This is a genomic window from Betaproteobacteria bacterium (assembly GCA_009377585.1).
In the GTDB taxonomy this organism is placed as follows: domain Bacteria; phylum Pseudomonadota; class Gammaproteobacteria; order Burkholderiales; family WYBJ01; genus WYBJ01.
Genome location: WHTS01000136.1, coordinates 1 through 14,877, shown reverse-complemented (window position 1 = coordinate 14,877; position 14,877 = coordinate 1). Strand labels below are relative to the sequence as shown.

Sequence of the window (14,877 nt, the reverse complement as noted above, 5' to 3'; positions counted from 1 at the left end):
ATGCCTTCACGTTGGGCCTCCGTTCTCGGTGTGGATTGGATGTCTCTCGCAATTCATCCATACCCTACACCTACGGACGGCCCAACGTCATTTCTGTCTTGGACAACAGTGATTCTTCGAAGAACTCATGCGCATGATACATATCACCCGGGCCACTGCAAAGCCTGAGCACGAACAGCCTTGTAAGAGGAGCGTGCTTTGAGAATCGCTGAGATCAATCTCTATCAGGTAAGCCTGCCGCTCAAAGCGCCGTACCGGGTCTCGTTCCGAACCTATACCGAGCTGGAACCCTTGCTGGTCGAGATGCGCGACGGCGAAGGGAGGTCGGGTTGGGGCGAAGCCTACATTCCGGCGGGCTCCACCTTCGAGACGATCGACAGCGCCTGGACGTTCTGCCGGGAATACGCAGCGCGGCTCGTCGGAAAAAGCGGTTCACGAGGTGCGGTTGGCCTTAGATGAGAAGACTGAGTCGGCGCCCTTTGCCGTGACCGCGATGCGCACTGCGCTGGACTTGCTCTCGCGGCATCCGGCGCTCAAAGTCGAAAGCCAAACCCGCATACCACTGCTCGTGCCCGTCGCCTCCAAGACCGAGCCGGAGATCGAAGAAGAAGTCGAACGCCTGCTCGCTGCCGGCTACCGCACGCTGAAAGTCAAAGTCGGTTGGCAAGTCGAGGACGACCTGAAACGGGTGACCGCCGTGCAGCAGGCCGCGCGTGGACGAGCCGAAATCACGATGGACGCCAATCGCGGATATCAACGCGACGATGCGTGCCGCTTTGCCTCGTCGCTCGACCCGGCGGGCATTGCGCTTTTCGAGCAGCCCTGCGAAGCGGACGAATGGGAAGCCAACGCAGCGGTGGCAAAGGTTTCGACGGTGCCCCTGATGCTCGACGAGTCGATCAGGAGCGTCCGCGACATCAGGCGCGCGGCGACTGTAGACGGTGTGAAGCTCGTCAAGCTCAAGTTGAAGCGCGTGGGCGGTATCGATCGCGCGCTGGAAGCCATGCAAGTCGCGCAAGAGTCGAATCTCGGTGTGTGCCTCGGCGACGGCGTAGCGACCGACTTGCTGTGCTGGGTGGAGGCTTGCGTCGGGCGGGGTTTTCTCGAGCGCGCGGGCGACATGAACGGGTTTCTGAAGCCGAGGACATCACTGCTGCGCGAGCCGCTTGCGTTTCAGAACGGATCCATTGTGCTCGAGCCGGGATTCTGGCCCGAGATCGATCGGGCTGTCGTCAAGGCCTACCAACTGCGCAGTGAGCGCTTTGGGCGCTCGCGCGTGGCCCAGAGCTGAGCTTCGAGCTCAAGCGGAGCGAATACGGGAGTTTCTCTAATGACTGCAACCGCAACCACGGAAATCACTGTTACGCCGCTCGGCAACGGCATCGGCGCCGAGTTGGGAGGAATCAATCTGCGCGAGTCGATCGCGGTGGAAACGAAAGCGGTGATCATGGAGGCCTGGCTCGAGCATCTCGTGCTGCGGCTGCGCGGCCAGCAAGGCGCGTCCACCCGGCAGTTCGTCGACTTCTCGAAGATATTCGGCGAGCTCGACCGCGCGCCGATCACCACGATCGGCACCGGAAAGCCCTATATCGCCGAATTTCCGGAGATCACCGCGATATCCAATATCGTCGTCGAGGGCAAGCCGATCGGCGGTCTGGGCGCATACGAAGCCGAGTGGCATACCGACATGTCGTACAAGGAGGAGGCGCCGAGCGCGAGCATCTTGTATTCGATCGAAGTGCCGCAGAGCGGAGGCGATACGTGGTTCTGCAGCATGTATGCCGCCTACGAAAGCCTGCCGGACCATCTGAAGCAGCGTATCGCTCACCTCAGGTGCGTGCACGACGCGAGCCGCAATAGCGCCGGCGTTTTGCGCAAGGGTTACAAGGAAGTGACGGACCCGCGCCAAACCGTCGGAGCGGTTCATCCCATCGTTCGCACGCACCCGATCAGCGGGCGCAAGGCGCTCTTTCTCGGCCGGCGTCTCAACGCCTATATCCCGGGTCTGACGCTCGAAGAGAGCGATGGCCTGCTCGGCGAGCTCTGGGCGCACGCCACGAACCCCAAGTTCACGTGGGTGCAGCAGTGGCGTGCGGGCGACGTGATCATCTGGGACAACCGCTGCACCCTGCACCGGCGCGATTCCTTTGATCCCGAGAGCCGCCGGCTCATGCATCGTACCCAGATCCGGGGCGATCGGCCTTACTGACCGCCGGATTCCACGAGGAGTAAGACTGTGAACCGCATTGGTCTCAGCCTGTTCGCGCTGGCACTTTCGATCTCAGCCGTTGCAACACACGCCCAGACCTATCCGCAGCGGGTCGTGCGTTTCGTGGTGCCGGGACCGCCCGGCGGGGCGACGGATATCCTCGCGCGCACTGTCGGTCAGAAATTGACGGAAGCATGGGGACAGCCGGTGATCGTCGACAATCGGACGGGTGCGAGCGGGATCATCGGCACCGAATATGCGGCGCGGGCAGCGCCGGACGGCTACACGCTCCTGATGGGCCATTCGGGGACCCACGCGATCAATGTGAGCCTTCGCAAAACGCTTCCCTATCATCCGGTGAAAGACTTCGCGCCGATCACGCTCGTGGCGACTGCGCCCAATATCCTCCTGGTCCATCCCTCATTGCCGGCAAAGTCGGTGAAGGAGCTCATCGCCTTGGCGAAGGGGAGGCCCAGGGATCTCACCTATGCGTCGGCGGGCGTGGGCTTCTCGCAGCATCTCGCCGGCGAGCTTTTCGCGACCATGGCGGGGATCAAGATGCTGCACGTGCCCTACAAAGGAAGCGCGCCGGCGTTGACCGACGTCATCGCGGGCAACGTGCTCCTGATGTTTCCCAATATTCCGGCCTCGCTGCCCCATATCCAGTCGGGCCGTTTGCGCGCGCTCGGCGTGACCGCCCTCGAGCGGTCCTCTGTCGTGCCCCAAGTGCCGACAATCGCCGAGTCCGGCCTGCCTGGATACGAAGCCATCGCCTGGTTCGGTGTTTTTGCGCCGGCCGGGCTCGCCTCCGATCTCGTCGCGCGCCTCAATGCCGACATCGTCAGGATATTGACTCAGCCCGAAGTCCGCGAGCGCATCACCCGCCTCGGAGCCGACCCTGTCGGCAATACGCCCGAGCAGTTCGGACAGTACGTGCAAAAAGAGATTACGAAGTGGGCGAAGGTCATCAAGGACTCCGGGGCAAAGCTGAATTGAGCAGGCAAAGAAGGACGGGGTGCACTGGATTGATCTCCGCAGCGTTTTCTGCGAGATGAGATGGAGGACCTCCCCGCGTGGCAACTGGCATTCTGCGCACTGGTGATCGTGGCGGCCTTCGCGGTGCGCGGCACCGCGGGGTTTGGCGGCGGTGCCGTCGCTGTTCCGCTCATGGCGCTGGCGTTGCCCGTGCAGGTCGTGGTACCCGTCGTGGCCGTTCTCAACCTGCTCGCCTCGACGGGACACGCGACCCGGCATCGGCGGCTTGTTCTCTGGCGCGAGGTCGCATACACCATACCGTTCACGGCGATCGGGGTTGCGGGCGGCGTCTACCTCCTGAACGAGCTCGATGCCGCACTGCTGCGCAAAGGCCTGGGTCTGTTCGTCGTCGCGTATGCCGTTTTCGCGTTCGCGACGGCCACGCGCCCGCTGCGCGCACCGCGCGCTCTGCTGCGGCCGCTGGGGGCAATCCTGAGCACGACGGCAGGATTCCTGGGCGCGCTCTTCGGCGGCGCGGCCGGTCCGTTGTATGCGATCTACTTCAGCAATCTCGAGCTCGCGCGCGATGTGTTTCGAGTGACGGTCACGACCACGCTGCTCGTCCAGGCGGCGCTGCGTGCGACGAGTTACGCGGGTCTCGGCCTCTACGACCGCACGACACTCATCGTGCTCGCGGTGGCGCTGCCTTTCATGTGGCTCGGCGGCCGTCTCGCAGAGCGCGTGGCCGGCCGCATCGAGCCGCACACGTTCGGTCGGGTCGTCGGCGCCGTGCTGCTCGCGAGCGGCGCCGCGCTGCTTTTCAAATAGCCAGAAACCTGCGGCGTCAGGAGTCCGACCGGCGCGCGGCATCCACCGCAAGGTTATCCGCGTTCCGGATGCTGATGTTGCGGTAACGTACCGCACGAATGGGCGTGAAAGCGGGCCTCATGGACCCGCGGCTCCGACCAACGAATCGAAGGAGCGGGCAAGTGACGAACATGAGCACGAAGTTCGCGGACAAGATCGCGGGTGACGCCGAGCGCGCGGCGCGCGCGAAAGCGATGGGCGGACTCGAGAAGCTCGCCAGGCGCGCGCAGCAGGGCATTTTGAATGCGCGCGAGCGCATTGATCATCTCCTCGACCCGGGCACATTTCGCGAATCGGGCCTGTTCGGTGTCTCGTACATACCCGAGATGCGCGCTTCCACGCCGTGCGACGGAAAGGTCACCGGTTTCGGCAAGGTCGACGGACGGCGCGTCGGCGTGGTGGGCTACGATTTCACGGTCAAGGGATCGTCATCGAGCTACACCAACAACCGCAAGATGGCTCACGTCAAGGATACAGGGGGCCGCCGTGGCTTTCCCGTGATCTTCCTCGGCGAATCGACCGGAGTGCGAATGCCCGACATCATGGGCGAGGGCATGGGCATGAACTTCGAAGGCAACCGTTTCCTGCGCACGCGGGACGCGCCCTGGGCCGCCGCGATACTGGGTAACGCATTCGGCTCCGCGGCGTGGCACGCCTGCTGTTCGGATTTCTGCGTCATGCGCAAAGGCGCGGTCATGGCCGTCGCGAGCCCTCGCGTGGTATCGATGTCGCTCGGCCGTGAGGTGAGCGCGGAGGAGCTCGGCGGCTGGCAGGTGCTCGCGGAGCATTCCGGGTTTGCCGATCTTGTCGTCGATAGCGATCAGGAGGCGATCGATGGGATCAGGCGTTTCCTTGCCTATTTGCCCACCAACAACCGCATGCCGCCACCCGTGGCGGCCGTGCCTGAAGGCTCTGACGAAGCGGTCAAACAGATACTCGACCTGATCCCCGAGTCATCGGCGCAGGTTTATGACGTGCGCAAGGTGATCCGCGCAATCGTCGACCGGGACAGCTCTTTCGAGCTGAAGGAACGCTACGGGCGCAGCATCACGACGGCGCTCGCGCGCATCGAGGGGCGCCCCGTCGGCATCATCGCCAACAATCCGCTGTTCAAGGGCGGCGCAATGGATGCCGATGCATGCAGCAAGGCGACCGACTTCATCGTCCTGTGCGATTCCTACAACGTGCCGTTGGTATTCCTGCAGGACCAGCCCGGTTTTCTCGTCGGTCCGGAAGCCGAGAAGCGCGGCGTCATCGGCAAGGTGATCAACTGGATGAACGCCCTTCTGCAGGTCTCAGTGCCGAAGGTCAGCATCATCCTGCGAAAGAGCTATGGCCGTGGCTTCATCAATATGGGCGGCGCCGGTATCGCGGACGAGATCGCTGCCTGGTGGACGGCGGAAGTGAGCTTCATGAATCCGCGCACCGCGGTGATGGTCGTGCATGGCGTCAAAGAAGAGGACGATCCGGAGCGCTTCGCGAAACTCCTCGCGGACATGGCCCGCATGGGCGGGGCCTACGATCTCGCCGCTGTCTATGGTGTGAAGGAAGTGCTCGACCCGAGAGAGACGCGCGAGTACCTGAAGGAAACGCTTGATACGCACACATTGCGGCTGTCTGAAGGGGTGGGTCAGCACCGGCTCGCCAACTGGCCGACGAGCTACTGATGGGAGGAAGCGATGTTTACTCTGCGGCTTTTCATGGTTCTTGGTCTGGCGACGCTCGCGCTGTCGTCCGGCTCCGCTTCGAGCCAGTCTTATCCCGCCAAGCCGGTGCGCGTGGTCATACCGTGGCCAGCCGGCGGTTCGAACGACATCGTGGGGCGCACGGTGATGCAGAAGGTCTCGGAATCGCTCGGGCAGCAATTCGTCATCGATAACCGTCCCGGCGCCTCGGGAACCATAGGCGCGGATCTCGTCGCAAAATCGCCGGGTGACGGCTACACGCTGATGGTGCAGTCGACCACGCACCTGGGGAACGCGACGATGTACAGGAAGCTTCCCTACGACACGTTGAGAGATTTCGTGCCGGTCGCGCTGCTCTGCCAGCAGCCGGGAGGACTGATCGTGCATCCGTCGCTGCCGGTGAAATCGGTAAAGGAATTCATCGCGCTGGCGAAGGCGAGCCCCGGGCAGATTCTCTACTCGTCGTCCGGCAACGGCAGCGCTCCGCACCTGTCGATGGCGCAGTTCATCGGGCTTACCGGAATCAAGCTCGTTCACGTTCCGTACAAAGGCGGGCCGCCGGCAGTCACCGCTATCGTTTCGGGTGAAACGCAGGCGATGACGGCAACGCTCGCCACCGTCCTGCCGCAGATCAAGGCCGGCCGGCTGCGGCTCGTGGCGACGACTTCGGCGCAGCGGCTCACGCTCATGCCCGAGGTGCCGACGATCGCCGAAACGGGCGTGCCCGGCTATGAGATGAGCCCATGGATCGCCGTCTTCGCGTCGGGGGGAACACCGAACCCGATCATCGACAAGCTCAACGGCGAAATCGCCCGGGCGCTCAGGCTGCCGGACGTCCATAAGAGCCTCGCGGGCCAGGCGCTCGAGCCGTGGATCGCGACGCCCGAGGAGTTTGCTGTCCGCGTGAAGGCGGATTACGAAAAATACGCCAGGCTGATCAAGGCTTCGGGCGCCCGGATCGAATGAGCATGGACCGGCGCGGGCGCGACGCTGGCTCTTAGGCGGCGCGGCGCGCGCTCGATTCGGTAAGCTGTTTTCGTGCCGCTCGCGCGGCGATCTCGTTTCTTAACGTGAGAGGGACACCGCAACATGAACCAAAAGTCACTCGGAGCCTTAGGGCTGTTGTTCGCATCGATCACGCTCACCCCTGTCGCGGTCGCCGCGGAATGGCCGGAGAAAGCGATCCGCGTGATCATCCCGTGGCCGCCGGGCGGCAGCACGGACATCGTCGGAAGGCTCCTCGCAGCCGAGCTCACGCGGCGCCTCAAACAGCAGGTGATCATCGACAACCGGCCGGGTGCTGGCAGCATTCTCGGCATGCAGCTCGCCGCGCAGACGCCGCCGGACGGCCACAACTTCATGATCACGTCGACCGCGTACGGCCACCTTATCTACAAAGAGCGCGCGAAAGGGATCGATTACGTCAAATCGTTCGCTCACGTCGCGCTGCTTGGATTCGGCGACAGCGTCCTCGCCGTGCATCCCTCGCTGCCCGTGAAGTCCGTCAAGGAGCTGATCGCGCTCGCGAAGAAAAGACCCGGTGCACTCAACTACTCCTCCTCCGGCATCGGCGGCTTTCCGCACATGAACACCGAGCTCTTCAAGCTCATGACGGGTACCAGTATCGTGCACGTCCCGTTTCAGGGCGGGGGACCGGCCGTTGCCGACACGATCGCCGGCAATACGCAGATACAGATCGGCTCGATCACGACCCTCATTGCACATATCCGCAGCGGAAGGCTCAAGGTGCTGGGTGTCGGCGGCACCAGGCCCAATCCGCAACTGCCTGGCATCCCGACGATCAGCGACGCGGGCGTACCCGGTTTCAGCACCTATATCTGGTGGGGCATGTTCGCGCCGCTCAGGACGCCTCCCAATATCATCAATCGCATGCACGCCGAAGTAACCGCGGTCCTCGACGCGCCGGACATGCGGCAGAAGCTCGATGTGCAGGGCGCGGTGCCCGAGAAAATGAGCGCCGCGGAATTCGGCAGGCTCATGGTCGCAGAGACCGAGAAGTGGCTGAAGGTCATCAAGGCAGCGAACATCAAGGGCGAGTGAGCGTGGGTTAACGTCGCCGCTGTTTGTCGCGCCCCCGGTTGCGCGCGATGCAGACGAGATCGCGCCCGCCGCTCTCAGGCGCGCCTGTTCATGTCGTGGGAAAAAAACTGGAAGTTGTTGCGGCCACGCTCCTTGGCCCGGTACATCGCAGTGTCGGCCTGGATCAGCATCTCATCGATGTCCTCCGTGTCGAACGGATACAGCGTGATGCCGATGCTGGCCGACACCGCCACCGCCTTGCCGTTGATCATGGCCGCCTCGCGGAGCGCCGCGATGATTTTTTCCGCGACGGGTCCCACCTGGTCGACGCGCATCACTTCCTCGAGCATCACCGTGAACTCGTCTCCGCCCCTGCGCGCGACGGTATCGGTCTCGCGCAGGCAGCCGGTGAGCCGCCGCGCGACTTCCTGCAGGAGCGCATCGCCGGCCTGATGCCCGAGGGTGTCGTTGACGGTCTTGAAGTTGTCCAGATCGACGAACATCAGCGCCACCATAGTTTCGTGCCGCGCCGCGCGCGCCATCGCCTGCAGCAGCCGGTCGTGGAACAGCGAGCGGTTCGGAAGGCCCGTCAGCGTATCGTACTGAGCGAGGCGGGTCAGACGATCCTCCGCCTGCCGCTGCTCGGTGATATCGCTGAAGCTCCACACCCGCCCGGCAATGGCGCCTTCGATGCGCTGCGGCTGCGAGTAACGCTCGAAGGCCCGTCCGTCGGCAAGCTCTACGATATCGCGGCTCTCCGCTTCGGGGTGGGCATAGATCTCCTTTACGCGTGCGAGAAAGCCTTCCGGGTCCTTGAGCTGCGTCATGACGAACTGCAGCGCCCCGGCGACCTCGCCGGCGGCAAGGACATCGTCCGGAATGCACCACATCTGCGTGAAACGGGCGTTGTAGCGCACGATGCGGCCTTCTGTGTCCACCAGGAGGATCCCATCCGCGGTAGCGTCGAGCGTCGCCTGGAGCAGGGAAAGCGACCGCACGAGCTCCGCCTCGGTCTTTTTGCGCGAGGTGATGTCGGAAGCGATGACCATGCGTCCGCAGACCTGGCCTTCCGCGTCGTACAGCGGCGCGCGAGCGATGGTTACGTATATCAGCGCGCCGTCGCGCCGCTCGCGCTGCACTTCCAGGCTGGTCGTACGCTCCCCTTCCCTGATGCGCCGGCGCACCTCGTCATGGTCGGCCTCGGTGCGCTGCCCGCCCGGAACGAGCGGTGAATAGCGTCCCAGCAACTCCTCCTCCTTCCAGCCGTAGAGGCGCTCCGCGGCGGGGCTCCAGCTCGTGATGCGGCTGTCGAGGTCGAGGGTGTAGATGGCGAGCGGCGCTGCCCGGATGAGCGCGCTCATCTCGGCATGCGCGCGGTGCAGCGCTTCCTCCATGTGCTTTCGCTCCGTCACGTCCGCGACGATGCTCATGCGACCGCACACCCGGCCTTCGGCGTCATACAGCGGCGCCATGCTGAGACTCACGTCGAGCAAGACGCCGTCGCGCCGCCTCCGCTGCGTCTCGAGGTTCGATATCACTTCGCCTTCGAGAACGCGCTCGCGCAATGCGTAATGCTCCGGCGTGCGGCCGCCTTCCGGGACCATGGGAAGCGTGCGCCCCAACAGCTCCTGCTCCGTCCAGCCGTAGAGCTTTTCGGCGGCAGCGTTCCAGCTCGTCATCCTGTGCTCGAGATCAAGCGTGTAAATCGCGAGCGGAGAAGCCTGGATGAGCGCCCGCATGCGGCTGCCTGCATTGCTGATCTCCTCGAGCGCGCGGTCCCGCTCCACGAGGGCCTGCTGCAGGGAGCGCGCCATGTGGTCGAACGCCTGTGCAAGCCGCCCGAGTTCGCCAGTGGTGTAATCGAGGCCGCTCCGAGCGTCATGATCTCCATCGGCAAACCGTCTAGCCGCCAGGCCCAGCGCATGAAGGGGACGCAGCACGAACGCGCGTCCGGCCGCCACGGCCGCCGCGATCATGAGCGCTGCCACCGCACCGAGAAGCGCGAGATGTTGCAACAATCCGCGGCGCACGTCCGCGAAGAGCGACGCTTCCGGGATCTCCACGCTCAAGTAAGTTTGCGGTCCGCCACCTGCCGCCCTCAGCGTACCGAAAGCGTAGTAACGCATTGCTCCATCTGGACCCTTTGCCGCCGCGAGCGTCCTGGCTTCGAGGTTCGCATGCATGAGGCCCATCTCGGGAAATGTCCGGCCGAGCCAGTCTTCAGGCTGCGGATAGCGGGCGAGAACCATGCCGTCGGCGCGCACCAGCGTGACCGCGGCGCCGGCGGGCAGAGCGGCTTCGGCGACGGCCGCTTCGATCCATGCGAAGTCGAGGGCGAGAATCGCAACCCCGGGAAGCCCCTGCTCGAGCATGGGGTATGCGAAATTCACTGTCGCTTTACCGGTGATGCGGCCGATCTGATAGTCGCCGATTGCGAAGTCGCGCGTCTTCATCGCTTCCCTGAAATACAGGCGGTCGGCCACACTGACCCGGCCCTCGGAGGGCAGCGCGCTGCACGCGATGACGCCGTCCGGGGCGGCGATCGCCACATTGACAAAAGCTTTATGCCGGCGCCGCATGTCGGCGAGCGCGGCATCGCAGCGAGCACGATCGCGCGTCAATCCGGCCGGCAGCCGGGCCACAGACTCCAGCGCGAGCCGGCCCTCGACCGCGATCTGCTCGTAGCGGCTCTTCAGGAGCTGCCCTAACACTACGACGGCGTGTTTCGCCTGCGTGGCTTGGTGCTGGTGCTGCTCCCAGTAATTGTAGATCGCGAGAGCGAAACCGGGCGCCGCTGCGATCACGATGAGGGCGGCAATCCGGGTCTGGAACCGGTGAATTCTTCCGGAAGGCGGCACAGTGTGCAAAGCCGGTCCTCTCACCGATCAATGTAGAGGTTAATGCTTGAAGAATAACCCAATTGTTCAATGTCCAGGTTGACGGGCACGTAAGACATGAGCAAGAATGAATCCGTGTTGCATTCATTTTCGGCTCAGTCGCCTTGAGCAGGAAGGCTTCGTGCGCCGCGATGAGGGATGGGGTTATGTCGTCCGCTCGGTTTCCCTGAAGGAGGCGGGACCTGTACAAAGTGCGTGAGGCGACGAAGCGCTTGGGGCCAGGATGACAAACCCGAGCTACGGCACATGGAGGAGCGGTGGACAAGCAGCGATTCGATGAAGGAGGGGAGGAGAGCATGATGGAGGTCAAGCGCTTTGACAACCCGCTCGGCGCCGAGATCCGGGGGATCGACTTGTCCAGAGAAGTGGGCGAGCAGACTTTTCAAGGGAAGTTCCAACAAAGGACGGCCGCCCGTTGGGCGCTACTCTGTTTTCGAGTATGACCGCCGCTTACGCCGCGCTGCCGGAAGCGACGAGGCAGAGATTGTCCGGGCGTCGAGCAGTGAATTCCTACATTCACGGCTATTCGCGGGAGAGAAAGAGCGGTCCGCGGCCGCAATTGACGGAGGAACAGAAAAAGAAGACGCCGGACATCGAGCATCCGGCGGTGCGCACACACCCATACAGCGGCAGGAAGTGCTTGTTCGTCAACGAAGGATATACGACGCAGATCGTGGGCATGGACGCCCCGGAGAGCACGGCGCTTTTATCCGAGCTGTTCTCCCATATCAAGAACCCGGAATTCGTTTACCGCCACCAATGGCAGATCGGCGACTTGCTGATCTGGGACAATTGCGCGACCCAGCATTGCGCAGTCGGAGACTATGCGCTCCCGCTGCGGCGATTGATGGAACGCACGACGGTGTGCGGGACGGCGCCTTTCTGACGCGTTGTATCAGTCGAGCGTTGAAAACCTGGATGACGACTACCAGAGAGCATATCGCGAGAGCTTTACACGAGGGCATCGGCATCAGCAAAGATGACGCGATGGATATGGTAGCTGCGTTCTTCGAGGAGATAGGCGCTTCGCTTCAGCGAGGGCATACGGTCAAGCTCGCGCGATTTGGAGCGTTCCGGCTGCGCGCCAAGAAAAGCCGTCCCGGTCGCAACCCCAGAACGAAGGAAGGTGTGCCGATAAGCGCGAGGCGGGTCGTGTTGTTTCGGGCATCGAACAGCCTCAAGGCGATCGTGAGCCAGGGGCACACGGCTACTCATGGTGGAGTGCGAACTGCCCCATATCCGGGCAGACTGAACGCTGCAGTGACCGAGGCATCGCGAAATTAAACGGCGTCGAGCACATCGGAGCAGATGTTCTGATCGTCGGTGGCGCCGCTACGATCCGGAGCGCATGAAGCGTTCGACCCGATCGGGTTTGAACCGCGCGGGCGCGACGGAGATCTTCGAGGGCCGCGGCACGCGCAACAACGCGGTGTATATCGATATCCGGCACGTGTTCAAAAAAGCGAACAGCGGCGCGTCCGCGGACGTGGTGAAAACGTTCACGTCCGCGGAACAAGTGCGCCGCGCGGACCGTCTGCAGGAAGCGCTCGCCGAGCTGCGGAGACTCGAGGCGCGCTTCCAACAGCGCAGCAAAAACGATTCCGGGAAAACGCTCGCTCGAAAGCGGGCTACCCGTGCTTCGCTGACGATTATTCCCAGTCCCGGTCCGGCGGGGCGGCGCGCGGTTCCGCGCTCGATCCCGAGCGGAGAATCGCTCAGGTCTTCGGCCAGGTAGTGGTGGGTGATGTTCAGGCCCCAATTCAGGTTGGGCGCGAGACACCCCATATGGACGAGCGCTGCTGCTGCGATGCTCGATTCCGCGACCTTGCCCGCGAGGTTGATGTTCAGCCCCAGCGCGCCGCACACGTGCATCGCATGAACGGTCGCGGCGATTCCACCCATCTTGATGGCCTTGATGTTCGCGCCCTGGATCGCGCCCATGCGATGCAGGGCGCGTATGCTCGCCACGCTGCCGATCGACTCGTCGCCGTTGAGCGGCACGGGACTCGAGCGCGCCAGCGCGGCCATGCCGTCGAAATCCTCGGCGTGCAGCGGCTGCTCCATGAAAAGCAGGTTCGCTTCACGTGCGCCTTCGGCGAACGCCTGCGCATCGGCGAAGCTCATGCCCATGTTCGCGTCGGCGCAAAGCGCGATTTCGTCTCCCAGCTCGCGCCGAACCCGCAGCGCGGCGGCCGCCTCGTCCGCCGGCCGCTTGATGCCGATCTTCAGCTTGAAGAAGCGAAATCCCTCGACAAGCTTGGCGCGCGCTTCGGCGATATCGTCTTCCACTTTGGGGTTGCCCAGGAGGTACATGGGCTCGAGCACGTCGCGCAGCGCGCCGCCGAAGAGCTCGACGAGCGGAATGCCGAGATGGCGACCGACCAGATCGTTGATCGCCATGTCGAGCGCGCATTTCGCGCCGGTGTTGTGCAGCAGCGCCGCACTCGAGCGCCGGGCGAGCGCGGCCCGGCGCATCGCATCCTGACCCACGACGAGCGGCGCCAGGTGGTCGTTTACCGCCGCGCACATGCCGACGAGCAGGTCCCCGGTCATGAGCGGCGCAGCGGACGCTTCACCCCAGCCCACGAGTCCGTTCGCGGCCTCGACGCGCACGATGAGACTCTTCGAGCGCTCGATCCGCTCGCCCGCCATCACGACCGGTTTCAGAAGCGGCAACGCGACGGGAATCGCGTCGACGCGAACGATCGCGAGCGGCTCTGGTGCGTCCGCAATAGCGCTGGATGCGGGCTTCAACATCGTATCAGTCATACGGTTGCCCTCCTCGCGGTCTTAGCGCCGATGTTACAGCGCGAGGGAGGACATTTGTCAGGCGCGTGCGTGTCCAGGATTTTCGCAATTACAGGAGGAAACAAGCGCACATGACAGCCCAGAAACGTGACGCCGTCACCGGGCCGGGCGCCTGGACCGGCTCGGAAATCCAGCACGACCGCTCGTGGATCCATCACCTCGACGCGAACGCGGTGGAAGAAATCGACGCCGCGCTCGCGCATGCGAAGCGCCTCGGCGCGACGATCCCTTTTTCGGCGGACGCCTTTCCGCTTCTGAATTTCGCGCGCGAGCTCGACGGGATACTCGACGAGATCGAGAACGGCCGCGGCTTCATGCTGATACGCGGCATCCCGCGCAGCCGCTATACGGCCGCGGAATGCGAGCTCCTGTACTGGGGGCTCGGCGTGCACCTGGGCACGCCGGTATCGCAGAACGCGCGCGGCCATCTCCTCGGGCACGTGCGGGACGAAGGGCGGGTCCACGCCGACCCCAACGCCCGCGGCTATCAGACCCGAGAGCGCATGGATTTCCACACCGATCTGCTGCCCGTCGACATGATCGGGCTGTTCTGCGTGCGCACCGCGAAATCGGGCGGCGAAAGCAAGATCGTGAGCGCACTTACTATCCACAACGTGCTGCGTGCGGAGCGGCCGGATCTCCTGGACGCGCTCTACGGCATGTTTCACCTCGACTGGCGCGGCGAGGAACCGGCAGGCGAGCCGCCGTTCTTCACGATTCCCATGTTCAGCGAGCGCGACGGCAGGATCACGGCGCGCATCGTCAGCCTGCCGTATTACAAATCGGCGGCGCGGTTCGGCGGGCAGTACGCGCCGGCGCCGATCCAGCTCGAAGCGCTGGAACGGGTGCAGGAGATCGCCAACCGGCCCGAGCTGATGCTCTCGATGGACTTCCGGGAAGGCGACATCCAGCTCATCAACAACCACATCACGATGCACGCGCGCACCGCTTTCGAGGACTACGAGGAGCCGGAGCGGCAGCGGCATCTGCTGCGTATGTGGATCGCGGTTTCCGACGAGCGACGCCGGCCGCTCGCGGATGTTCTCGACAGTCGCTATCGATGGGTGCGCCGGGGCGGCATCCCGATCAAGGCGGCGTCCGAGGCAGCCGGTTCATGGACTTGATCATGTCCAGTTTCTGAACTCATGACAGCTTGGAGGAAAGCATGAACACGCGGATATTCGCAAATCTTGCTGTGATGTTGTTGTGTGTGTTCAGCACGGCGGCGGGTGCGGCTCAGAGTTATCCCGACAAGCCGGTTCGCTGGGTCTTTCCGTGGCCCTCCGGCAGCGCGATAGACGGCGTGTTGCGCCTCATGGCCCAGAAGCTGACCGAGAGCTGGGGTCAGCCGGTCATGGTCGACTCCCGGCCGGGCGCGGCCGGCAACATCGGAGCG

Annotated in this window: 14 protein-coding genes; 12 read left to right on the top strand and 2 right to left on the bottom strand. The window is 63.9% G+C overall.

All coding sequences use genetic code 11. From position 1 onward, the window contains the following. Positions 1-198: 198 nt before the first annotated feature. The 8 genes from GEV05_26810 to GEV05_26775 all read left to right on the top strand — a co-directional run bounded on the left by GEV05_26810 (position 199) and on the right by GEV05_26775 (position 7,797). A complete protein-coding gene (locus GEV05_26810) occupies positions 199-459 on the top strand; it encodes a hypothetical protein (GenBank protein MPZ46926.1) in 261 nt (86 codons plus the stop codon). A gap of 34 nt (positions 460-493) precedes the next feature. Then, complete coding sequence (locus GEV05_26805; protein MPZ46925.1) at positions 494-1,291, top strand: hypothetical protein; 798 nt, start codon at positions 494-496, stop codon at positions 1,289-1,291. 39 nt (positions 1,292-1,330) lie between these two features. Continuing rightward, complete coding sequence (locus GEV05_26800; protein MPZ46924.1) at positions 1,331-2,209, top strand: TauD/TfdA family dioxygenase; 879 nt, start codon at positions 1,331-1,333, stop codon at positions 2,207-2,209. 27 nt (positions 2,210-2,236) lie between these two features. After that, the gene (locus GEV05_26795) at positions 2,237-3,205 is read left to right on the top strand and encodes a tripartite tricarboxylate transporter substrate binding protein (protein MPZ46923.1); all 969 of its coding nucleotides are present in this window, start codon (positions 2,237-2,239) and stop codon (positions 3,203-3,205) included. A gap of 60 nt (positions 3,206-3,265) precedes the next feature. Further along, positions 3,266-4,012, top strand: coding sequence for a TSUP family transporter (locus GEV05_26790; protein ID MPZ46922.1), 747 nt, complete (start codon positions 3,266-3,268; stop codon positions 4,010-4,012). A 170-nt stretch (positions 4,013-4,182) separates the two neighbouring features. After that, positions 4,183-5,718: a methylmalonyl-CoA carboxyltransferase gene (locus GEV05_26785; GenBank protein MPZ46921.1), complete on the top strand. Its 1,536-nt coding sequence runs from the start codon at positions 4,183-4,185 to the stop codon at positions 5,716-5,718. Between the two features lie 12 nt (positions 5,719-5,730). Next, entirely contained in the window at positions 5,731-6,702 is a 972-nt protein-coding gene (locus tag GEV05_26780) for a tripartite tricarboxylate transporter substrate binding protein (GenBank protein MPZ46920.1), read from the top strand. 123 nt (positions 6,703-6,825) lie between these two features. Then, positions 6,826-7,797, top strand: coding sequence for a tripartite tricarboxylate transporter substrate binding protein (locus tag GEV05_26775; protein ID MPZ46919.1), 972 nt, complete (start codon positions 6,826-6,828; stop codon positions 7,795-7,797). A gap of 74 nt (positions 7,798-7,871) precedes the next feature. Here GEV05_26775 and GEV05_26770 read toward each other — a convergent pair whose 3' ends face one another. Then, a complete protein-coding gene (locus GEV05_26770; protein ID MPZ46918.1) occupies positions 7,872-10,643 on the bottom strand; it encodes a PAS domain S-box protein in 2,772 nt (923 codons plus the stop codon). Between the two features lie 445 nt (positions 10,644-11,088). On the opposite strand from GEV05_26770, the gene GEV05_26765 reads away from it, so the two are divergent. Together GEV05_26765 and GEV05_26760 are read left to right on the top strand one after the other, a co-directional pair. After that, positions 11,089-11,559: a hypothetical protein gene (locus GEV05_26765; GenBank protein ID MPZ46917.1), complete on the top strand. Its 471-nt coding sequence runs from the start codon at positions 11,089-11,091 to the stop codon at positions 11,557-11,559. 32 nt (positions 11,560-11,591) lie between these two features. Next, positions 11,592-11,957 carry an integration host factor subunit alpha gene (locus GEV05_26760; protein MPZ46916.1) on the top strand — a complete coding sequence of 122 codons (366 nt, stop codon included), beginning with the start codon at positions 11,592-11,594 and terminating at the stop codon, positions 11,955-11,957. A 48-nt stretch (positions 11,958-12,005) separates the two neighbouring features. Here the strand turns inward: GEV05_26760 and GEV05_26755 are convergent, their stop codons facing one another. Further along, a complete protein-coding gene (locus GEV05_26755) occupies positions 12,006-13,442 on the bottom strand; it encodes a hypothetical protein (protein ID MPZ46915.1) in 1,437 nt (478 codons plus the stop codon). Here GEV05_26755 and GEV05_26750 point away from each other — a divergent pair. Both GEV05_26750 and GEV05_26745 read left to right on the top strand, forming a co-directional pair. After that, positions 13,415-14,605, top strand: a complete 1,191-nt coding sequence (locus GEV05_26750; GenBank protein MPZ46914.1) for a TauD/TfdA family dioxygenase — start codon at positions 13,415-13,417, stop codon at positions 14,603-14,605. The genes GEV05_26755 and GEV05_26750 overlap by 28 nt on opposite strands. 41 nt (positions 14,606-14,646) lie before the next feature. Continuing rightward, positions 14,647-14,877: tripartite tricarboxylate transporter substrate binding protein (locus tag GEV05_26745; protein MPZ46913.1), on the top strand; the 231-nt coding region annotated here is incomplete at its 3' end.

Coding starts and splice junctions, on each gene's coding strand:
- GEV05_26805 (MPZ46925.1), top strand. CDS start 494: ATGCGCACTGCGCTGGACTTGCTCTCGCGGCATCCGGCGCTCAAAGTC.
- GEV05_26800 (MPZ46924.1), top strand. CDS start 1,331: ATGACTGCAACCGCAACCACGGAAATCACTGTTACGCCGCTCGGCAAC.
- GEV05_26790 (MPZ46922.1), top strand. CDS start 3,266: ATGGAGGACCTCCCCGCGTGGCAACTGGCATTCTGCGCACTGGTGATC.
- GEV05_26785 (MPZ46921.1), top strand. CDS start 4,183: ATGAGCACGAAGTTCGCGGACAAGATCGCGGGTGACGCCGAGCGCGCG.
- GEV05_26780 (MPZ46920.1), top strand. CDS start 5,731: ATGTTTACTCTGCGGCTTTTCATGGTTCTTGGTCTGGCGACGCTCGCG.
- GEV05_26775 (MPZ46919.1), top strand. CDS start 6,826: ATGAACCAAAAGTCACTCGGAGCCTTAGGGCTGTTGTTCGCATCGATC.
- GEV05_26760 (MPZ46916.1), top strand. CDS start 11,592: ATGACGACTACCAGAGAGCATATCGCGAGAGCTTTACACGAGGGCATC.
- GEV05_26750 (MPZ46914.1), top strand. CDS start 13,415: ATGCGGGCTTCAACATCGTATCAGTCATACGGTTGCCCTCCTCGCGGT.
- GEV05_26755 (MPZ46915.1), bottom strand. CDS start 13,442: ATGACTGATACGATGTTGAAGCCCGCATCCAGCGCTATTGCGGACGCA.